Consider the following 20,596-nt stretch of genomic DNA (forward strand, 5'->3'; position numbering starts at 1 on the left):
CGCCGCCGCCGGGGCGAGCCCGGTGTCGAAGATGAACGTACGGGCCGCGTTGACGAGGTGCTCGATCACCGGAGCGGGTCCAAGGACCGCACCCCTCCCCAGGCGGCCGCCGGCTCCGGCACCCCGGGCGGCGACGCCCCACCGCCGGCCGGCAACCCCGGCACCCCGGACGACAGCGCCCCACCGTCGGCGGCCCGAGGCCCCGGCAGCCCGCCGCGCGGTCCGCGGGGGCGCGGCGTCCGGCGGTGGCCGGCCGACAGCGGCGGTGTCGGGACGCAGGCGCCCGGAAGCGGTGGGCTTCGTCGACGTGGGCTGCGGTTCCTGCTGCGGCACCGGCGCGTCGTCGCGCGGCTCGTGCTGTGGTCCCTGCTGGAGACCGCGCAGACCTTCTTCATGGGGTACGCCCTCGCCCGCGCCCTCGACGAGGGGTTCCTGCGCGACCGCACGGACATCGGGCTCGGGTGGCTCGGGGTCGCCGCGCTCTCGGTCGCCGTCGGGGCCTACGGCACCGGACGGGTGTACGAGGCGGTCGCCGCGCTAGTCGAGCCGTTGCGGGACCGGCTCGTGGAGCGGGTCGTGGCGCGCGGGGTGCGGGAGGCGGACGGCGGGGCCCTCTCCGCGCTGACCCAGCAGGTGGAGATCGCCCGGGACACCTTCGCCGGTGTGGTGATGGTGTCCCGGTCCTTCGTCTTCACGGCCGCCGGCGCGCTGATCGGCCTGGGCTCGCTCGCGCCGGCCCTGCTGCTCGTGGTCGCTCCCCCGCTGGTCGTCGGCGTGGGTCTCTTCATGGCGAGCATGCGCCCGCTGGCCCACCGCCAGGAGGCCTTCCTCGTCGCCGACGAACGTCTCGCCGACCGTCTCGGGGACGTCTGCGCGGGACTGCGGGACGTCACCGCGGGAGGTGCGGAGGAGTGGGTGGCGGCGGACGCGGGCACGCGGATCGACGCCGAGCTGTCGGCGGCCCGCTCACTGGCCCGCTGGGGGGTGCCCCGGGTGGCGTCGATCGCCGTCGGCGGACAGCTCCCCGTCGTCCTGCTCCTGCTGACCGCGCCCTGGCTGCTGCGCCACGGCGTCACGCCCGGCGCCCTGGTCGGCGCACTCGCCTACGTCACCCAGTCCCTGCTGCCCGCCCTGCAGAACCTGGTCCATGGCCTGGGCACCAGCGGCTCCCGGCTCGCGGTGGTCCTGCGCCGCCTGGTGCCGCCCGGTCCGGCGGCGGCCGACGGCACCCCACAGGACGCCCGCCCCGTCCCCGCCCCACCGGGGACACCGGCCCTGGCACTCTCCGGCCTCACCTTCGCCTACGGCCCCGCCTGCGCACCCGTCGTCGAGGACCTCACCCTCGGCGTGCCCCGGGGCGCGCACCTCGCCGTCGTCGGCCCCAGCGGCATCGGCAAGTCCACCCTCGTGTCCCTGGCCGCGGGTCTCCTGCGGCCCCAGCGGGGCGCGATCCGGCTGTGCGGGCATCCGGTGCCCGGCGACACCGCCCACGCGCACCGGGTCCTCATCCCGCAGGAGGCGTACGTGTTCAGCGGGACGTTCGCCGAGAACCTCGGCTGGCTGCGGCCGGATCCCGTGCCCGAGTCCGAGCTGCTGGCCGCCGCCGAGGCCGTCGGGCTCGCCCCGCTCCTCGGCCGGCACGGCGGACCCGGGGCCCTGATCGTCCCGGCCGCGCTGTCGGACGGCGAACGGCAGCTGATCGCGCTGACCCGGGCCTTCCTCTCGTACGCCGGTGTGGTGCTCCTCGACGAGGCGACCTGCCATCTGGACCCGGAGGCGGAGGAACGCGCCGAGCGGGCCTTCGCCTCCCGGCCCGGAACCACCCTGGTCGTGGTCGCGCACCGGATCGCCTCGGCGCGCCGGGCGGACCGTGTCCTCGTGATGGACGGCCGGGAGAACGTGTACGGGACGCACGAGGAACTGCTGGAGCGCTCGCCCCTCTACCGCGACCTCGTGGGCAGCTGGTCGGCCGTACCGGGACCGTCAGAGCCAGCCCTCGCCCTGCGAGATACGGATGGCGTCGATGCGGTTGCGGGCCCCGGTCTTGCGGGTGATGGCCGCCATGTAGTTGCGCACGGTGCCGTGGGACAGGTGCAGGCAGCCGGCGATCTCCGCGACGGACGCCCCCTTCGCGGCGAGTGACAGGACGCTCAGCTCCCGCCTGGTGAGCGGGATCTGCGTGGCTCTGAGGAACCCGAGGCCGAGCGAGGCGTCGACGAACCGTTCGCCGGCCGCGACGCTCCGGATGCCGGACACCAGCCGCTCCGGCGACCCCTCCCTGTCCTTGTCGACATAGCCCAGCGCGCCCGCCTCGGCCGCCCGTTTCAGCAGACCGGGTCTGCCGGCGCTGGCGAGCACCAGCAGTCGCGGGGCCGGCCCGGCCGTGGCGCAGGCGCGCAGTTCGCCCAGCGCGGGGATGCCGGAGGTGCCCGAGCTGTCCAGGTCCGCCGCGCAGACATCGGGGCGCATCAGCCTCGCTCTGCCCGGTGCGCCGTGCCAGGAGGTGCCGCACACCCCGAGATCGGGCTCTCTGCGCAGCCACTCCGCCAGGACCGACCGCACCAGACTCGCGTCGTGCACCAGAAGCACCCTGATCACTGCGGCTCCTTCCATCGCGTCTGCCGGTTCACCGGTGTCGCGTGCCCCGATTTCGGGGCTTGCGGCAGCTCAAGGGCGCGCAAAACCGGCCAACAAGGTGCGCGGGAGCGCATGCGTGGCGTTTTCGCGCCGGGACTCGCGCTTCACCGACGGGGGATGAGCCGTGGCGGAGGGGGTAGCGGGGGCGGCGGGACGTTCGCCGTGCGGGACGGGGCGAGTGGGGGGAGCCTTGAGCCGGGAGGGCCCGGTCCGGTGAGGAGGTGGTCCGGGTGGGCGATGCGCAGGTCTCCGGGCGGCCGGGCGGCAGCGGCTCCGCAGCGTTCGGCAGGCCGCTGCTGTCGCTGGCGCTGGCCGGGATGATGGACGACGTCCAGGCCCACGCGGGCGCGGTGTATCTGCTGGCGCCCGGTGAGTCCGTGCTGGAGATGGCCGTCATGGCGGGGCTGCCCCGGGCGTTCGCGGCGCCGTGGGAGCGGGTCGGGCTCGGTTCACCGGTGCCCGTCGCCCAGGCGGCGCGCGAGCGGCGGTTCGTGTGGGTGGGCGGTGAGGAGGACATGGCCCGGCAGTATCCACGGGTCGCCGTCGTGCTGCCCTACCCCTTCGCGCTGGCCGCCCTGCCGGTGGCGACCGACTCGACGGTGTACGGGGCGGTCTTCGTGACCTGGCCCGGTTCGCATCCGCCGGAGGTGTCGGACCGGGAGCGGGAGCGGCTGACCGCGGCCTGCGACCGGCTGGCGCTGCGGCTGGAGCGGGCCGCCGCAGAGCACCGTACGCTGCGGCCCGAGGCGGATCTGCTGGCCGCCTGGTCCGGGACGCCGGTGGCCGACACCCTCGGCTCGGTCGAGGCGGCTCGGATGGTGTCGCGGCTGCCGTACGGGCTGTGCTCGCTCGATCTGCACGGGCGGGTCGGTTTCGTCAACGCCGCCGCCACGGAGTTGCTGGGGATCCCCGCGAGCGGGCTGCTCGGCAGCCGGCTGTGGGGGTCGGTGCCCTGGCTGAACGATCCGGTGTACGAGGACCGCTACCGCGCCGCGCTGTTGAGTCTGCACGTCACCTCGTTCGTGGCGCTGCGCCCGCCCGGCGACTGGTTGTCGTTCCAGCTGTACCCGAGCACGACCGGGCTGAGCGTCCGGATCACCAGGGCGCGGGCGGTGGCCGAGCTGGACCGGGCGGAGCGTCGGCCGGGCGGCCCGTCCAGCCTGGTCACGATCTCGCAGGTGCTGTCCCTGGCGGGGGCGCTCACCGAGGCGGCGGGCGTCCAGGACGTGGTCCAGCTGGTCGCGGACGAGATCATGCCGGCGGTGGGCTGCCAGACCCTGGTGATGCTGGGGTCGCGGGGCGGGCGCATGCAGGTGGTCGGGCATCGGGGATTCGAGGACCCGGAGCTCGTGGAGCGCTTCGACGGACTGCCGCTCACCGAGCAGACCCCGGGCACGCAGGTCCTCACCACGGGTGTGCCCGCCTTCTTCGAGTCGCGGGGGCAGCTGGACCGGCTGTATCCGGCGGTACGGGAGGTGCCCGGGACGATGGCGGCCTGGGCGTATCTCCCGCTGATCGCGTCCGGGCGGCCGGTGGGCACGTGTGTACTGGGGTACGCGGAACAGCACTCGTTCCCGGCCGACGAGCGCGCCGTCCTGACCAGTCTCGGCGGTCTGATCGCCCAGGCCCTGGAGCGGGCTCTGCTGTACGACGCCAAGCACCGGGTCGCGCACGGTCTGCAGGCCGCCCTGCTGCCCAGTTCCCTGCCGTCGCTGCCCGGGTTCGAGGCCGCGGCGCGCTATCTGCCCGCCACCCAGGGCATGGACATCGGCGGCGACTTCTACGACCTGGTGTGCTCGCACGGGCGGGCCTCGGCGGTGATCGGGGACGTCCAGGGGCACAACGTGACGGCGGCCGGCCTGATGGGTCAGCTCCGTACGGCCGTCCGGGCGTACACGACCGTCGGTCAGGCTCCGGAGGAGGTGATGAGCAGCACCAACCGGCTGCTGATCGATCTCGGGACCGAGTTGTTCGCGAGTTGTCTGTATCTGCGGCTCGACCCGGGATCCGGGCGGGCCGTGATGGCCCGTGCGGGGCATCCGCAGCCGCTGCTGAGACGCCCGGACGGTCAGGTACGGGTCCTGGATCTGGCCGGGGGTCCGCTGCTGGGGATCGACGCCTCGGCCTCGTACCCGACGACCGAGGTCGAGCTGCCACCGGGCTCGGTCCTGGCCCTGTACACCGACGGCCTGATCGAGTCCCCGGGCGTCGACATCGACGAGGCACTGGCCGCCCTGGGGCAACGGCTCGCGGAGACCGGCGACCACCCACTGGACGAACTCGCCGACGGGCTGGTCGAGTTCGGCGCGGGGGCGACGGCCCGGGCGGACGACATCGCGCTGCTACTACTGAGAGCACGCCCGAAGAACTGACGGCTCTCCCACCCAGGACGCGTCCGGAGAGGCGACGGCTGCCCTACGGGAGGGGCAAGCACGCAGGTGGGCCCTGGGCCGTGGCACGCCCACCTGTGCCGAGGACGCGTCCGAGGACGTGACAGCCGCCCTGCGGGGGGCCTGCACGCCAGTGCCCCTGGGCCGCCCGGGGTGCAGGGCGAGGCCCGGGACATACGACGCGTACCTGTGCCAAGGGCGTCCGGCGACGTGACAGCCGCCGTGCCGGGCGGCCCTGCGCTGCCGGTCGCCCACGGCCGTCCGGCCGACAGGGCGAGGCCCGGGGCCATGTCACGCACACGTGGGCCGAACAGGGCGCCGCCGCTCCGCCGGAGGCCCCCGCACGCAGAACGGTCCGGCCCTCCCGCCGGAGGGCCGGACCGTTTCACTGGCGGCCGGTACTACTGGTGGTGTGGCCGGTCAGTGGCCTTCGGTCTCCAGACCGGTGCCGTCGTCCACGCCCTCGGTGGCCTGGTCGTCCACGCCGCCGAGTTCGTCACCGCCGACCTCTTCGCCGAGTCCGGCCTCTTCGCCCGCACCGGCTTCCTCACCGGCACCAGCCTCTTCACCGGCGCCGGCTTCCTCGCCCGCACCGGCCTCTTCACCAGCGCCGGCCTCTTCGCCCGCGCCCGCTTCCTCACCGGCACCGGCTTCCTCGCCCGCACCGGCCTCCTCGCCGGCGCCGGCGTCAGCCGCGCCGAGGGTGGCGCCGACGGCCTCAAGGGCCGTGGTGACCGGCTGGAAGAAGGTCTCGCCGCCGACCGTGCAGTCGCCGCTGCCGCCGGAGGTCAGGCCGATCGCGCTGCCGTCCTGGGTGAACAGCGAGCCGCCGCTGTCGCCGGGCTCCGCGCAGACGTTGGTCTGGATGAGGCCGGTGACCGTACCCTCGGGGTAGTTCACGGTGGCGTCGAGACCGGTGACCTCGCCGTCGTTGAGGCCCGTCGTGGAGCCCATCCGGAAGACCTGCTGGCCGACCTCGGCCTCGGCGGCCTGGAGGATGTCGACGGTCTGGCCGCCGCCGACATCGACGGTGCTGTCGGCCACGGTCGCCGGGTCGTCGTACTTCACAAGTGCGAAGTCACCGTCGCCCGGGAAGGTGGCCGCCTCGACCGTGCCGACCGGCGCGCCGCCCTCTTCCTCCGACCACTCGGCCGCGGCGACACCGCAGTGACCGGCGGTCAGGAAGCCGGGCGTGCCGTCGCCGGTCACCACGTTGAAGCCGAGGGAGCAACGGGCGCCGCCACCGAAGATGGCGTCGCCGCCCTCCACGGCGAGGGGCTTGAAGGTGCCCGCGCTCTTCTTGATGGTCGCCATGCCCGCGCCGAGGCTCTGGACGGTCGACTCGATCGTGTCCCAGTTGGCCCCGGTGACCGTGCTGTCGGCGGTGACCTGGATCTTGTTCGTGCGGGGGTCGACGGACCAGGCGGTGCCCGGGATGGTCGCCTCGGCCTTCAGCGTCTGCGCGCCGGCCTTCAGCTCGGCGACGCTGTTCTCGACCTCGCGGACAGCGGCGCCGGCCTTCTGGGCCTGGATGATGACGTTGTTGTTGTCACCCTCGACCTCGACGACGTTGATGATGAGCTGCTGCTTGTCGGCGTCGTAGTAGGAGCCCGCGAAGGCGTCCCCGAGCAGTTCCTCCAGCTGCGAGGCAAGGTCCGAGGCCGCCGTCGCCTTCAGGGTCTTCGGAGCCGCGCCGTCCGCAGCGTCGGTCTGGGACGCCATGGCATTGGGCAGCAGCAGTGCCGCCGCGCCGATCGCCGCGACACTGCCCACCGCTATAGCGGCCTTACGCTTCGGAACTCGCTTGTGACTCAACTTCTTGACCTCCTGCGGGGCGGGGTCTTAGCCGCCGATCGTTCTCGGCGACCGACTGGGGCGCCTGGATGGCTGTAGGTACGGACGGTTCACGTGGGGCGTTCAAACGCGTTTGCCAACTCCCTTTGCGAAACAGCGAATCGGCCATTGCCAGGGCCTGACCGAGAGCCGCCGGGAACAACCACCCATATGCCGATGACGCCCGCCGAAGCAGACAAGATCCATTCCACCGGCTTCGCCCTCCGAGCAGTCGATCCCGGCCTGTCCGCCGAGGAGCCGGGCCGGCACCGCGCACTGCGGCGAAGGCCCTGGTGGGAGCGGTCGTCCGGGGCGGACTCCGGCGGCCGGCGCGGACACCTCGCCGGTGACGCGGTACCGGCCGCACGCAGGGCTTTCGTCCCCCTGACCGCGCCCCGCCGGTCCCCGACATATCCGTGCGCGGTGACCGGATCCGATGTCCGGATCGAGCCGGTCCCCCGTGTCGTCGGTGCTCGCCCGCATCGCGCTTCCCGATCAAGCCGACGCACAGGAAAGGCACAGCGAAACACTTTCCGTAATCGCCTCATGGCTTTGTGTCGGTCAAACCGATACGAATCCCGGCTTCAGGGAATCTGCACATCGAATACTCAGCGAGGTCACCGCATACTCCGGTTCCGCACATCCGCTCGTTACACGCCACGTCTTTGATGGCGGACTGTCCGATTCGGTCGCGCACCCATGACCGGCCCGCGTGCCCGGCCGCAAGGGCCTGGGTGCGCCGAAGCGGTGCGGCATGTGAAGAAGTCGCCGCCAAGCCGTGCACACACCCTCACGGTTTGGGGCCCGTGGGGCTCAAGTGCCCTGGTGAGGCGGTTGGTTGATTGGAAGACGGCTGTGCGGGCGTGCTTTGATCCATCGCATCGCAGGGGCCGAACAGGTTCCGGAAACGAGCCTGACCGGCCCTGTGGTCGCGGCCGTCATCTGTCCCCAGAGGGGGCCGCTCTCCCCCTTGAAACACCCATACGAAGGGAAGTTCCATCATGAACTCCACCCCCCAGGTTGCGACCGCCGAGCTGTCGGACGCCGCTCTCGACGCCGTCTCCGGCGGTCTGTCCCTGAACGCTGTCGGCACCGTCACGGGCCTGGTGGACGGCGTCGCCCCCGGCGTGCTCCCGCTGGTCGGCTCGGTCGTCGACACCGTCGAGGGTGTCTCCGGCCTGAACACCGGTGCGGTCACCAACCTGGTCGCCGGTCTCTGATCGACGCCTTGTGCCGCTGAGTCCCGGAACCGTTTCGCGGTTCCGGGACTCTCGGTTGCCACAAACCCATCTGCCTTTCCCAGGCAAGTCTTCCCTCAGGCAAGTCTTCGTCACGCAGGTGAGGAAAGCCCGTGCAGTTCCGCCAACAGGCCCTCGCCAAGCTCCAGTCGCCCGAAGAGCTGGACCTTCCGGTGCGTTTCGCGCGCCCCCAGGGCTGGCTGGTCCTCTCCGTCACGGTGGTCGTCATGGCCGCCGCGTCCGTGTGGGCGGTCACGGGATCCGTCTCGTCCACGGTGAGCGCGCCCGCCATCCTCACGCACGGGGAGGGCAGTTACGTCCTGCAGAGCCCCGTCTCCGGCCAGATCACCGCGGTGCTCGCCGAGGAGGGCGCCCAGCTGCCCGCCAACTCGCCTGTGCTGAAGGTCCGTACGACCTCCGGCGACACCGTCGTGCGTTCGGTCGCCGCGGGCCGGCTCACCGCGCTCGCCGCCACGATCGGCCAGATCATCGGGACGGGCACGAACATCGCGGCCGTGGAGAAGGTCGCCCGCGCGAGCGATCCCCTGTACGCGACGGTGTACGTCCCGGCCGAGAACGCCGCCACGATTCCCGCGAACGCGGCCGTCGACCTGACCGTCCAGACGGCGCCCACCCAGCAGTACGGGGTGTTGCGCGGCCATGTGAAGTCGGTGGACCGGGCTCCCCAGACGCAGCAGCAGATCGGCGCGTTCCTCGGTGACAGCCAGCTGGGCGAACAGTTCACCAAGAAGGGCCGACCGGTCGCCGTCCTGGTGAAGCTGGACAAGTCGTCGGCCACGAAGAGCGGTTACAAGTGGTCCTCGGCCGACGGGCCGCCGTTCAGGCTCACCTCCATGACCCTGGCCTCGGGTTCGATCCGGCTGGCCGACCAGCGTCCCGTCGATTGGCTGCTGCCGTGAGTGCCGCACAGAACTCCCGGGCCAAGCGCCGCTCGGCCCCGCCCCGGCGCACGGTCCCCAAGGGCAGCGGCAAGTCGGTGCGTACGCCGACCGTGCTCCAGATGGAGGCCGTGGAGTGCGGTGCGGCCTCCCTCGCCATGGTCCTCGGGCACTTCGGTCGGCACATCCCGCTCGAAGAGCTGCGCATCGCCTGCGGTGTCTCCCGGGACGGCTCGCGTGCGAGCAACCTCCTGAAGGCGGCCCGGAGTTACGGTCTGACGGCCAAGGGCATGCAGATGGACACGGCCGCGCTCGCCGAGGTGAACGCGCCCGCGATCCTGTTCTGGGAGTTCAACCACTACGTCGTCTTCGACGGCATGGGCCGCCGCCTCGCCAGGCGCGGGGTGTACATCAACGACCCCGGCAAGGGCCGCCGGTTCGTGCCGATGGAGGACTTCGACTCCAGCTTCACCGGTGTCGTCCTCGTCATGGAGCCGGGCCCCGACTTCGAGCGCGGCGGGCGCAAACCGGGTGTCCTGGGCGCCATGCCGGCCCGGCTGCGCGGTACCTCGGGCACGATGCCCGCCGCGATCCTGGCGAGTCTGCTACTCGTGGCGGTGGGTGCCGCGATGCCCGCGCTCAGCCGCACCTACATCGACACGTTCCTCATCGGCGGCCAGACCTCGATGCTGAACGTGCTGTTCGCGTCGATGGGCGCGTGCGTGGCGCTGACCCTCGTACTCACCTGGCTGCAGCAGGCGAACCTGCTGCACGGCCGCATCATCTCCTCGACCCTGAGCAGCGCCCGCTTCCTGCGCCATCTCCTCCGTCTCCCGGTCACCTTCTTCTCCCAGCGCAGCCCGGCCGACCTGGTGCAGCGGCTCCAGTCGAACGACTCGGTCTCCGAGACCCTGGCCCGCGACCTCTCGGCGGCGGGCGTCGACGCGGTCGTCGTCGTGCTGTACGCGGTGCTCCTCTATACGTACGACCCGCAGTTGACGGCCGTCGGCATCGGTGTCGCGCTGCTGAACATCGTGGCCATGCGGGTGGTGATCCGGCTGCGGGCGACCCGTACGGCCAAACTCCGCGCGGACACGGCCCGGTTGACCAACACCGCTTATTCCGGGCTCCAGTTGATCGAGACGATGAAGGCGACCGGCGGCGAGGAGGGCTACTTCCGCAAGTGGGCCGGGCAGCACGCGACCACGCTGGAGGAGCAGCAGCGGCTCGGGGTGCCGAGCGCCTGGCTGGGCGTGGTCGCGCCGACGCTCGCGACGCTGAACAGCGCGCTGATCCTGTGGATCGGCGGGATGCGGGCGGTCGAGGGCCATATATCCGTGGGTCTGCTGGTCGCCTTCCAGGCCCTGGTCACGCGTTTCACGGCGCCGCTGACCCGCCTGAACGGTGTGGCGGGCCGCATCCAGGACTTCGCGGCGGACGTGGCCCGGCTCAAGGACGTCGAGAACTTCCAGGCGGATCCGCTGTACAACCGGCCGGGCGGCGGTGATTCGACGCGGCGGCTGCACGGCCACGTCGAACTGCAGAACATCACCTTCGGCTACAGCCCCCTCGACAAGCCGCTCCTCTCCGGCTTCGACCTGACCGTCGGTCCGGGTCAGCAGGTGGCGCTCGTGGGCGGCTCGGGCAGCGGCAAGTCGACGGTCTCCAGGCTGATTTCGGGCCTGTACGCGCCCTGGGAGGGCGTGATCCGTATCGACGGGCAGCGCCTGGACGACATTCCGCGCGGCGCGCTCGCGGCCTCGGTCTCCTTCGTCGACCAGGACGTGTTCCTGTTCGAGGGCAGCGTCCGGGACAACGTGGCGCTGTGGGACCCGTCGATCCCGGACGAGTCGGTGGTGGCGGCCCTGGAGGACGCGGCGCTGTACGACGTCGTGACGCGCAGGCCGGGCGGTATCCACAGCCGGGTCGAGCAGGACGGGCGGAACTTCTCCGGCGGACAGCGTCAACGCCTGGAGATCGCGCGGGCGTTGGTGCGCAACCCGAGCATTCTCGTCCTCGACGAGGTGACCAGCGCCCTGGACGCGGAGACCGAGCAGACCGTGATCGACAACCTGCGCAAGCGCGGCTGCGCCTGTGTCGTGATCGCCCACCGGCTCTCCACGGTGCGCGACAGCGACGAGATCGTCGTGCTCCAGCACGGCACGATCGTGGAACGCGGGCGGCACGACGCCCTGGTGGCGGCCGGCGGGGCGTACGCCGAGCTGGTCAGGGAGCGATGAGATGACGACCGTATCCGATGTCTCCGACGTCTCCGGGGGCGATGTCGTCCTGGGCGCGCTCGGGCAGATGGGGACGCGCTACGACCTGTCCGGGCAGACCCGCCTCGACCTCGAAGGCCCGCAGGTGCTGTGGCTGGTCGCGTCCGGCGCGCTCGACCTGTACGCGGTGGACGCCGTGGAGCAGGGCCAGTGGCATCACATCGGCCGCCTTGAGGCGGGCGCGCTGCTGCTCGGCCCGGTCACCGGCCCCGAACACACTCTGGTCGCCCGCCCGGTGCGCGACTGCGTGGTGCACCGCATCAACCTGCGCGAGCTGTACCAGTCGCCGGACACCCAGACCTGGTCGTACGACGAGTACGGCAACGCCCAGTACGTGCCCCCGGCGACCAGCCCGCTGGAGTACGCCCTGGCCCTGGGCGTCGGCCGTGGCATGTCGGTCCTCTTCCAGGCGCCGATGGCCTCGGAGCGGGCCGCCGCGCCGACCGACGACGACGTGTTCTGGATGCAGGTCCCGCCGGGCAGCGTGCAGTACGGGTCGCTGTACGGCGCCGAGGCCGCCGCCGATCTGCTGATGGACCCCGGGGTCTGGCAGAGCATGGTCGACCAGCAGCACCGGCTGCTCACCACCCTCGACCGGTGGATCGAACAGTTGGAGCGCCGCCACGAGACCCGTACGGCGGCCGGTATCAAGGCGGGCGAGGCGGTCCGCGCCCAGGCCGACCGGACCCTGCTGGCGTCGATCGGCAAGCAGTCGGCGAAGCGCACGACCGCCGCCGACGCCGACGCGACGTACGCGGCCTGCAAGCTGGTCGCCGGAGCGGCCGGGATCACACTCGCCGAGCCCGCCCAGAGCGGTACCGAGAGCGACCGGCTCGACCCGGTCGAACGGATCGCGCTCGCCTCCCGTGTCCGCACCCGGGCCGTCCGGCTCGACGGCCGCTGGTGGCACGACAACGTCGGCCCGCTGGTCGGCCACCGGAGTCTGTCGGGCGCGCCGGTCGCGCTGCTGTGGCGGCGCGGCGGCTATGTGGCCGTACAGCCGTCGTCCGGGCGCGAGACACCTGTCGAGAAGGCGAACGCGGCGGAGTTCGAGGAGCGGGCGGTGATGTTCTACCGGCCGCTGCCCGAACGCGGGATGAGCCCGCTGCGGCTGCTCCGGTTCAGCATGGGCGGCAGCCGGGGCGATGTGGTGAACCTGCTGCTGAGCAGCCTGGTGACGATCGCGATCGGCGCACTCGTGCCCGTAGCCACCGGCAAGGTGCTCGGCGAGTTCGTGCCGAAGGCGCAGACCACGCTGATCGTGCAGTTCTGTCTGGCCGTGATGATCAGCAGTGTGGTGGCGGCGGCGTTCATGCTGATGCAGAACCTCACCCTGCTCCGGATGGAGGGCCGCATCGAGGCGACGCTCCAACCGGCGGTCTGGGACCGGCTGTTGCGGCTGCCGACGAAGTTCTTCACCGAGCGCTCGACCGGTGAGCTGGCGAGTGCGGCGATGGGCATCAGCGCGATCCGCAAGCTGCTGGCGGGAGTTGCCCCGGTCGTCACCCAGTCGGTGACCGTCGCGGCGATGAACCTGGGCCTGCTCCTCTGGTACAGCGTCCCGATGGCACTGGCGGCGATCGGCATGCTGGTGGTGATCGCCGCTGTGTTCCTGGGACTTGGCCTCTGGCAGGTCCGCTGGCAGCGACGCCTGATCGTGCTCTCCAACAAGCTGAACAACCAGGCCTTCCAGACCCTGCGCGGACTGCCCAAACTGCGGGTCGCGGCGGCCGAGAACTACGCGTACGCGGCCTGGGCGGGCGAGTTCGCGCGCAGCCGCGAGCTCCAGCAGAAGGTCGGCCGCATCAAGAACCTCACGACGGTCCTGGGCGCGGTCTACCTGCCGGTCTGCACGCTGCTGATGTTCATGCTGCTCGCAGGTCCGGCACGCGGTGAGATGTCGGCGGCGGCCTTCCTCACCTTCAACACCTCGGTGACGATGCTCCTGACCTCGGTCACCCAGCTGACCGGCGCCTTCGTCTCCGGGGTGGCCGCGCTGCCGCTGTACGAGGAGATCAAGCCGGTCCTTGAGGCGACCCCGGAGGTACGTGTCGCGAGCACCCGGCCCGGCGTGCTGACCGGCGCGATCGAGGCCCGCCGCCTCGCCTTCCGCTACGCGGACGACGGCCCGCTCGTCCTGGACGACGTGTCCTTCCAGGTGCGGGCGGGCGAGTTCGTGGCGATCGTCGGCCCCAGCGGCTGCGGCAAGTCGACCCTGCTGCGCCTGCTGATCGGCTTCGACAAACCGGTCTCGGGCAGTGTGCTGTACGACGGCCAGGACCTGGGCGCGCTCGACCAGTCCGCCGTACGACGCCAGTGCGGTGTGGTGCTCCAGCACGCGCAACCGATGACGGGGTCGATCCTGGACGTCATCTGCGGTACGGAGCCCTACACGCCGGAGGAGGCGATGGCCGCCGCCGCGATGGCGGGCCTCGCCGAGGACATCCAGCGGATGCCGATGGGGCTGCACACCATCGTCCAGGGCAGCGGCGCGATCTCGGGCGGCCAGCGACAGCGGCTGATGATCGCGCAGGCGCTGATCCGCAGGCCGCGCATCCTCTTCTTCGACGAGGCGACCAGCGCCCTGGACAACGAGACCCAGCGCATCGTCATCGAGAGCACCCGCGCCCTCAACGCCACCCGGATCGTGATCGCCCACCGTCTGTCGACGGTGCTGGACGCGGACCGGGTGATCGTCATGGAGGACGGCAAGGTCGCCCAACAGGGTCCCCCGGCCCAGTTGTTGGCCGACACGAGCGGGCGGCTGCACGAACTGGTGCGACGGCAGCTGGCGTAGGGGATCGTCAGGGCGTCTCGGGCCCGCCCCGCCACAGTTCCGGAACCCGGCCGTCGGCGCCGTACATCTGCGTGGCCAGTACCCGTACGGCCGCCGCGAAGCGGGACGGGTGGCGCAGGAACTCCATGTGGATGCCGGGGAACTCCGCCCACGGGACGCCGATCCGGCGGGCGATCTCGATCGACGGCAGGGCGTAGTACGTACCCCGGTCGTCCGCGCCGGCTCCCAGGACGATGGGGAACGGGGCCGCGCGCAGGGCCTCCTCGTCGGGGTGGAAGGCGGCGAAGGCGGGCCATTCGCGGCCGAAGAGGTGGTCGGCGTTGCCCAGGAACCGTTTCCACAGGTCGGCGGGCCAGCGGTAGGAGCCCTCGCCGCGTGTCGTCTCGCCGAAGCGGCGGCCCGCCGCCGGGGCGCCGCCCGCCGCGTACAGGTCGGCCAGTTCGGCGAAGAAGCCGCGCCCGGGGTCGCCGTCGGGCAGGACGTTCACGGCGGGCGGTTCATGGGCGATGAGGCCCAGCACGCACTCCGGGTGGAGCGCGGCCAGCGTCAGGCCGATGATCGCGCCGCCGCTGTTGCCGAAGACCAGGGCCCGGCCGCCCGCGAGTCCGCCGACGAGCGCGCGGGCGTCGGCGGCCTGCCGGGCCAGTTCCATCGGGCCGTCACCGCCACCGGTGCTGCGGGAGTTGCCGCGCCGGTCGTAGGTGATCACCGTGAAGGCGTCGGCGAGGCCCTCGGCGATCCCGGAGTAGTAGGCGGCGTCTCCCCCGGCGCCGCTGATCATCAGCAGGGCCGGACCGACCCCGCGCACCTCGTAGTACAGCTCGGCCCCGTCGACCGCCAGCCTGCCGCTGCGCACGTCCGCACATCCTCCCTAGCGATACTTTCCCGTATCGATACTTTGCCGTTTCGATGAATCTGGTCTAGGCTCGGAGCGTCGGGAGTACGAAACCGTTTCGTTTACGTATTCGTAATCCCCGGTCTCCCTTACTCCTCTTTACGAGCGACCTTCCCTGGAGTGTGCTCAGATGTCCCAGTCCCTGACCGAAGGCGCCCCGAAGGGCGTCGCGAACACCACGGAGAAGGGGTCCGCCGCGCCGAACGCGCAGCGGTGGTGGATCCTCGCGATCATCGGAATCGCGCAGCTGATGGTCGTCCTCGACGCCACCATCGTGAACATCGCGCTCCCCTCCGCCCAGGCCGACCTCGGCTTCTCCGACGGCAACCGGCAGTGGATCGTCACCGCGTACGCGCTGGCCTTCGCCTCCCTGCTGCTGCTCGGCGGCCGGATCGCCGACCTCTTCGGCCGCAAGCCCGCCTTCCTCATCGGTGTCGCCGGATTCGCCGGGGCCTCCGTCCTCGGCGGCGCCGCCAACGGCTTCGAGATGCTGGTCATCGCCCGCGCCCTCCAGGGTGTCTTCGGTGCCCTGCTCGCGCCCGCCGCTCTCTCCCTCCTCAACACGACCTTCACCGACGCCCGCGAGAAGGCCCGCGCGTTCAGCGTGTACGGCGCGATCGCGGGAGCCGGCGGCGCGGTGGGCCTGCTGCTCGGCGGTCTGCTGACCGACGCGCTCGACTGGCGCTGGACGCTGTACGTCAACCTGATCTTCGCCGTCGTCGCCTTCGTGGGCGGCTGGATGCTGCTCGGCAACCACCGGGACGCCGCCAACTCCAAGATCGACGTCCCGGGCACCGTACTGGTCGCCGGTGGTCTCTTCTCCGTGGTCTACGGCTTCTCCAACGCCGAGACGCACGACTGGAGTTCACCGCAGACCTGGGGCTTCCTGATCGTCGGCGCACTGCTCCTCGCCGGGTTCGCCTGGTGGCAGACCCGCGCCAAGCACCCGCTGCTGCCGATGCGTGTCCTGCTGGACCGGGACCGGGGGGCGTCGTTCCTCACGGTGCTCGTCTCCGGCGCGGGAATGTTCGGCGTCTTCCTCTTCCTCACCTACTACCTGCAGCTGAACCTCGGCTTCAGCCCCACCAAGACCGGCCTGGCCTTCATGCCGATGATGGCGGCCCTGATGGTCGCGGCCCAGGTGTCCACCACCCGGCTCGTGCCCCGCTTCGGCCCCAAGATCATCATCCCGGCGGGCTTCGCCCTCGGCGCGCTCGGCATGGCCTGGCTGACCGGTATCGGCGTCGGCTCGGACTTCAGCACCGCCGTCCTTCCGCAGCTGCTGGTGATCGGCGTGGGCATGGGCGTCATCATGCCGCCCGCGATGCAGCTGGCCACCAGCGGAATCGGCGCCGAGGACGCGGGCGTGGCGTCCGCGACGGTCAACACCATGCAGCAGGTGGGCGGTTCGATCGGTACGGCGCTGCTGAGCACGCTCGCCGCGAGCGCCGCGACCAACTATCTGTCCGGCCGCAACGCGAGTGACAAGCTGGTCCAGGCCCAGTCGACGATCGAGAGCTACACCACCGCCTTCTGGTGGTCGGCCGGCTTCTTCGCCGCGGGCGCGCTGATCACCTTCCTCCTCTACCGCCCGGGCGTGCCGGCCCAGGACGAGAGCGCCGCCCCGGTCGTCCACATGTGACCCACCCGGGTCGTCCAGGCCGAGGGGCCGCCGTCTTCAGGGAGACGGCGGCCCCTCTCGTCTGTCGCGACGTCCGCCGCGCTGCCATGGTGAAGGCATGCGCAAATCGGCGGCGGCCCTGGGCAGTTCACTCTTCCTCGCACTCGCCCCCGGCACCGTGGCGGTCCTCCTGCCGTGGTGGCTGACGGGGTGGCGGGCGGGCGACTGGTGGCTGCCCGTACGCCTTTCCGGTCTGATCCCGCTCGCGGCGGGCACGGCCGTCCTGCTGTCGGCCTTCGTCCGCTTCGTCGCCGAGGGCCTCGGCACCCCAGCCCCGGTCGCACCCACCGAACATCTGGTCGTCGGCGGCCTCTACCGCTACGTGCGCAACCCGATGTACGTGGCGGTCGTCGCCGCGGTCGCGGGCCAGGCGCTCCTGCTCGCCCGGCCGGTCCTGTTCACGTACGGCGCCTGCGCCGGGCTGCTGATGTGGGCGTTCGCGCGCTGGTACGAGGAGCCCGCGCTGGCCGACCGGTTCGGCACCGAGTACGAGCGTTACCGTCGGTCGGTACCGGGCTGGTGGCCACGCCCGCACCCCCGGCACGGAGACTGAGCGCGCATCACACGGAAACGTCAACCAATACGGCCGTAATTCACCTTGTCGAGTGAACCAGATCTTGTAGGCGGCGCGACAGGGATGGTCACCACTCCGCCGGGGTAGCTACCGAGATCGAATGCGCCCCCTGCAGAGGTGGAGCAGCCATGACGCCGGAAGCCGAAGACCGTATCCCCGGGCCGTCCGAGCGCACGGCCCCGGACTCGTCCGGAGCCCCGCCGCCGACGGCCGGCCCGTATGCCCGTACGTACCCGAGCGGGCCGTTCACCGTGGTCGAGGTCACCGGCGAGATCGACCTGGCGACCTCGGGCTTCCTCGCCGAGCACCTGGACGCCGCGACCTCGCGCCCCGGCCCGGACGTCCTGGTCGACCTCCGGCACGTCGACTTCTTCGACTGCTCGGGCCTGCGCGAACTGTGCCGCGCGGACACCCGGGCCCGCGAACGCGGCGGACGCCTGCGTCTGGTCTCCGACACCCCCCGCCTCCACCGCCTGCTGCGCGCCTCGGGCCTGCTGCACCGCTTCCCGCCCCTCGCCCGGATCCCCGAGCAGGGGCACTCCTAGGTACGTCAAGGGCCGGTCGGCAGCCCCACACCACCGACCGGCCCCGCTGCGAGATCGCGCGGCACCCCGCGACACAGGGATCGCCCTCCCCATCCGCGAGCGTCCTGCGAGGCCCACGGGAGCGCGCGACCCCGGTCCCTAGAACGTGAAGACGGCCGTCCCGTAGGTGCTCTTCACGCACTCGTTCGCGAAAGTCCGCTCATAGGCGACCCGCTGGCCCCGCCACACGCCCTCGACGGTGACGACCACGGGGTCGTACTGCTTGGTGCACTTCACGTCATCTCTCGCCTCAAGGATGCCCAGGTCCCCGCCGACGGCCCGGAGTTCGGCACAGGCCTCGGACGCGGACGGGTGGGTACCCGAGGCCGTCGGCGCACAGGTGAGAGTGACGGCACGCTCGGGGGTGACGGCGGCCGAGGTCTCACCGTGTCCCACGGTGAGCACCAGGGCCGAGGGGGCGTAGAGCCCGGCGGGGGCGGGGGCCGGAGCAGCGACGGCGGCCCCGGTGAGGGGGCCGCAGACGGCGGTGGCCGTCAGGGTCAGAGTCGCTGCCCAGCGCGCGGTGTTCGGCATTGTGTGCATCCTTCCGCTCAGTTCGATGCGAATCGAAGGTCCAACGGTCCGCATGGGTACTCGATCCCAGCCGGTCGGGCCGGATCGGCGAGCGTGAGTCTGCCGAGTCCGGCGCCGAAACTCATCTCGACCCCATGCGTTTCGGTAACCTTGCGTATTGAATCAGTGGCGTGAAGTTACGTGATTCGAACGCCTGAAGCCCGCAACCGGGCGGCTGTTGATCGCCCGGGGCGACCGACTGGCCGGATCCACCAGCCTTTTTAATCGGCCTGAAACATTCCGGTACGGCTGGCGACACGACCGCCGGTTCAACTACCACCTCCATGGCACATCCATCCACAAGAGACTCGAAAGATGGATGAAACGTCCTCTGGTGCGGCCTCCGCCGGTCCCCCTACGGTCGGCAGACCACCCGAGGTCGGCATCCGCCTGCGCCGCACACCCCAGCGGCGACGGCGGTCCTTCCCTCTGCCCGCGCCACAACGCGCTCCACCGCCGATCCCCCGCTGGAGCCTCCCTTGCCCTCGCCGTCCTCACAGCCCCAGTCAGCCCTCTCCCCCGCCGCCGCGCCGCCGGCCCTCACCGAGGTCGAGACGCACGGCGTCGAACGCATCCCCGACGCGGACCGCACCGCGACCCCGCTCGACCTGTTCCGGGTCGCCTTCGGCGGCGCCAACACCTTCTCCACCTCTGTCCTCGGCGCCTTCCCGATCCTGTTCGGCCTCTCCTTCTGGCAGGGCCTCGCGGCCACGCTCCTCGGAGTGGTCGTGGGTGCGCTGATCCTCTGCCCCATGGCGGTCTTCGGCCCGGTCAACGGCACCAACAACGCGGTCTCGTCCTCCGCCCACCTGGGCGTCCACGGCCGCGTGGTGGGCTCCTTCCTCTCCCTCCTCACCGCGATCGCCTTCTTCTCCATCTCGGTGTGGAGTTCCGGCGACGCCCTGGTCGGCGGCGCCCACCGGCTGTTCGGCCTGCCGCGCGGCGATGTGACGTACGGCGTCGCGTACGCGCTCTTCGCGGGTCTGGTGCTGGCGGTGTGCGTGTACGGGTTCCGGTTCATGCTGTTCGTCAACAAGATCGCGGTGCTGTCGGCGACGGTGCTGTTCCTGGCCGGCGCGGTCGCGTTCGCCGGGGACTTCGACCCGTCGTACGCCGGTGTCTTCACGGACTCGGCCGACGCGGCGACGCAGGAGCTGTTCTGGCCGTCCTTCATCGGTGCGGCGCTGATCGTGCTGTCCAACCCGGTGTCGTTCGGCGCGTTCCTCGGGGACTGGTCGCGGTACATCCCGGCGGACACACCGCGCCGCAAGGTGATCGGCGCGGCGTTCCTGTCGCAGATCGCGACCCTGCTGCCGTTCCTGTTCGGCCTGGCGACCGCGAGCATCATCGCCACGAAGGCCCCGGACTACGTCGATCCGGCCGCGCCCGACTTCGTGGGCGGCCTGTTGGCAATCTCGCCCGGCTGGTTCTTCCTGCCGGTGTGCCTGCTGGCGCTGATCGGCGGCATGTCGACAGGCACGACCTCCCTGTACGGGACCGGGCTCGACTTCTCGTCGGTGTTCCCCCGGCTGTCCCGGGTCCGGGCCACCGTGCTGGTCGGTGTGCTGTCGATCGCGTTCATCTTCGTGGGCCGGTTCGGGTTCGACCTCGTCCAGTCGATCTCGACGTTCGCGACGATGATCATCACGTGTACGACGCCGTGGATGGTGGTGATGATCCTGGGCTTCTACACGCGGCGTGGGTGGTACGACCCGGACGCGCTCCAGGTCTTCAACCGGCGTCAGCGGGGCGGTCGTTACTGGTTCGCGCACGGCTGGAACTGGCGGGGTATGACCGCGTGGTGGGTCTCGGCGGTGATCGGCGTGCTGTTCACGAACATCCCGGGGCAGTTCGTCGGGCCGCTGGGGGATCTGGCGAACGGCATCGACATCAGCCTGCCGCTGTCCCTGGCCGTCTCCGCGGTCCTGTTCCTGACGCTGCTGCGGGTGTTCCCTGAACCGCGTGCGGTGTACGGGCCGGAGGGGGCGCGGCTGGCTCGGACGGTGGATGTTGCGGTGCCGCCGGTGAGTGGGCCGGGGGCGGGCGGGGAGGAGTTGCCTGCGGCGCTGGCGGCGGAGCGGGGCTGAGGCTGGGGATTTTTTCGCCCCCGCCGCCCCTACCCGTCCCATCCCTGAGGGCTGCCGCCCCCAGACCCCCGCTGTCGGCCTGAACGGCCTCGTCCTCAAACGCCGGACGGGCTAAAAGATCCAGCCCGT

The 20,596-nt window shown here is 71.4% G+C and carries 13 protein-coding genes and 1 pseudogene; 10 read left to right on the forward strand and 4 right to left on the reverse strand.

Annotation, left to right across the window (positions count from 1 at the left end; translation table 11 throughout):
- Positions 1 to 393: 393 nt before the first annotated feature.
- Positions 394 to 2,142 (forward strand): ATP-binding cassette domain-containing protein, encoded by a 1,749-nt coding sequence (locus ACWCRB_RS41540; protein WP_451001031.1) that lies wholly within the window; start codon positions 394 to 396, stop codon positions 2,140 to 2,142.
- Here ACWCRB_RS41540 and ACWCRB_RS41545 read toward each other — a convergent pair.
- A pseudogene (locus ACWCRB_RS41545) lies at positions 2,068 to 2,613 on the reverse strand (response regulator transcription factor); the annotation flags it as partial. The gene ACWCRB_RS41540 and the pseudogene ACWCRB_RS41545 overlap by 75 nt on opposite strands.
- 245 nt (positions 2,614 to 2,858) lie before the next feature.
- On the opposite strand from ACWCRB_RS41545, the gene ACWCRB_RS41550 reads away from it, so the two are divergent.
- Positions 2,859 to 5,009, forward strand: a complete 2,151-nt coding sequence (locus ACWCRB_RS41550; RefSeq protein ID WP_451001021.1) for a SpoIIE family protein phosphatase — start codon at positions 2,859 to 2,861, stop codon at positions 5,007 to 5,009.
- Positions 5,010 to 5,447: 438 nt separating this feature from the next.
- Here ACWCRB_RS41550 and ACWCRB_RS41555 read toward each other — a convergent pair whose 3' ends face one another.
- Positions 5,448 to 6,842, reverse strand: a complete 1,395-nt coding sequence (locus tag ACWCRB_RS41555) for a S1 family peptidase (protein WP_451001022.1) — start codon at positions 6,840 to 6,842, stop codon at positions 5,448 to 5,450.
- A 1,019-nt stretch (positions 6,843 to 7,861) separates the two neighbouring features.
- On the opposite strand from ACWCRB_RS41555, the gene ACWCRB_RS41560 reads away from it, so the two are divergent.
- From ACWCRB_RS41560 to ACWCRB_RS41575, 4 genes are all read left to right on the forward strand, one after another.
- On the forward strand, positions 7,862 to 8,080 hold the full coding sequence (locus ACWCRB_RS41560) for a type A2 lantipeptide (protein ID WP_235472776.1): 219 nt from the start codon (positions 7,862 to 7,864) through the stop codon (positions 8,078 to 8,080).
- Positions 8,081 to 8,211: 131 nt separating this feature from the next.
- On the forward strand, positions 8,212 to 9,018 hold the full coding sequence (locus ACWCRB_RS41565) for an HlyD family efflux transporter periplasmic adaptor subunit (protein ID WP_235472777.1): 807 nt from the start codon (positions 8,212 to 8,214) through the stop codon (positions 9,016 to 9,018).
- Entirely contained in the window at positions 9,015 to 11,237 is a 2,223-nt protein-coding gene (locus ACWCRB_RS41570) for an NHLP family bacteriocin export ABC transporter peptidase/permease/ATPase subunit (protein WP_451001023.1), read from the forward strand. Before ACWCRB_RS41565 ends, ACWCRB_RS41570 begins: the two co-directional genes overlap by 4 nt.
- A 1-nt stretch (position 11,238) precedes the next feature.
- Entirely contained in the window at positions 11,239 to 14,073 is a 2,835-nt protein-coding gene (locus ACWCRB_RS41575; protein ID WP_451001024.1) for an NHLP bacteriocin export ABC transporter permease/ATPase subunit, read from the forward strand.
- Positions 14,074 to 14,080: 7 nt separating this feature from the next.
- On the opposite strand, the gene ACWCRB_RS41580 is transcribed toward ACWCRB_RS41575, so the two are convergent.
- Positions 14,081 to 14,929, reverse strand: coding sequence for an alpha/beta fold hydrolase (locus tag ACWCRB_RS41580; RefSeq protein WP_451001025.1), 849 nt, complete (start codon positions 14,927 to 14,929; stop codon positions 14,081 to 14,083).
- Between the two features lie 169 nt (positions 14,930 to 15,098).
- Here ACWCRB_RS41580 and ACWCRB_RS41585 point away from each other — a divergent pair, with 169 nt between their 5' ends.
- The 3 genes from ACWCRB_RS41585 (at position 15,099) to ACWCRB_RS41595 (ending at position 17,768) form a co-directional block, all read left to right on the forward strand.
- Positions 15,099 to 16,610 carry an MFS transporter gene (locus ACWCRB_RS41585; RefSeq protein WP_451001026.1) on the forward strand — a complete coding sequence of 504 codons (1,512 nt, stop codon included), beginning with the start codon at positions 15,099 to 15,101 and terminating at the stop codon, positions 16,608 to 16,610.
- Positions 16,611 to 16,707: 97 nt separating this feature from the next.
- Positions 16,708 to 17,202: a methyltransferase family protein gene (locus ACWCRB_RS41590; protein ID WP_451001027.1), complete on the forward strand. Its 495-nt coding sequence runs from the start codon at positions 16,708 to 16,710 to the stop codon at positions 17,200 to 17,202.
- Positions 17,203 to 17,351: 149 nt separating this feature from the next.
- Positions 17,352 to 17,768, forward strand: a complete 417-nt coding sequence (locus ACWCRB_RS41595) for an STAS domain-containing protein (RefSeq protein ID WP_451001028.1) — start codon at positions 17,352 to 17,354, stop codon at positions 17,766 to 17,768.
- Positions 17,769 to 17,906: 138 nt separating this feature from the next.
- Here the strand turns inward: ACWCRB_RS41595 and ACWCRB_RS41600 are convergent, their stop codons facing one another.
- On the reverse strand, positions 17,907 to 18,341 hold the full coding sequence (locus ACWCRB_RS41600; protein WP_451001029.1) for a protease inhibitor: 435 nt from the start codon (positions 18,339 to 18,341) through the stop codon (positions 17,907 to 17,909).
- Positions 18,342 to 18,859: 518 nt separating this feature from the next.
- Here ACWCRB_RS41600 and ACWCRB_RS41605 point away from each other — a divergent pair.
- Positions 18,860 to 20,467 carry a purine-cytosine permease family protein gene (locus ACWCRB_RS41605; protein WP_451001030.1) on the forward strand — a complete coding sequence of 536 codons (1,608 nt, stop codon included), beginning with the start codon at positions 18,860 to 18,862 and terminating at the stop codon, positions 20,465 to 20,467.
- Positions 20,468 to 20,596 lie beyond the last annotated feature (129 nt).

The sequence above is a fragment of the Streptomyces sp. NPDC002156 genome (assembly GCF_053593675.1).

What these genes read in the sequence shown, in the direction of transcription:
- ACWCRB_RS41595 (WP_451001028.1), top strand. Translation starts at nt 17,352, where the DNA reads ATGACGCCGGAAGCCGAAGACCGTATCCCCGGGCCGTCCGAGCGCACG.
- ACWCRB_RS41585 (WP_451001026.1), top strand. Translation starts at nt 15,099, where the DNA reads ATGTCCCAGTCCCTGACCGAAGGCGCCCCGAAGGGCGTCGCGAACACC.
- ACWCRB_RS41590 (WP_451001027.1), top strand. Translation starts at nt 16,708, where the DNA reads ATGCGCAAATCGGCGGCGGCCCTGGGCAGTTCACTCTTCCTCGCACTC.
- ACWCRB_RS41600 (WP_451001029.1), bottom strand. Translation starts at nt 18,341, where the DNA reads ATGCCGAACACCGCGCGCTGGGCAGCGACTCTGACCCTGACGGCCACC.
- ACWCRB_RS41575 (WP_451001024.1), top strand. Translation starts at nt 11,239, where the DNA reads ATGACGACCGTATCCGATGTCTCCGACGTCTCCGGGGGCGATGTCGTC.
- ACWCRB_RS41540 (WP_451001031.1), top strand. Translation starts at nt 394, where the DNA reads ATGGGGTACGCCCTCGCCCGCGCCCTCGACGAGGGGTTCCTGCGCGAC.
- ACWCRB_RS41560 (WP_235472776.1), top strand. Translation starts at nt 7,862, where the DNA reads ATGAACTCCACCCCCCAGGTTGCGACCGCCGAGCTGTCGGACGCCGCT.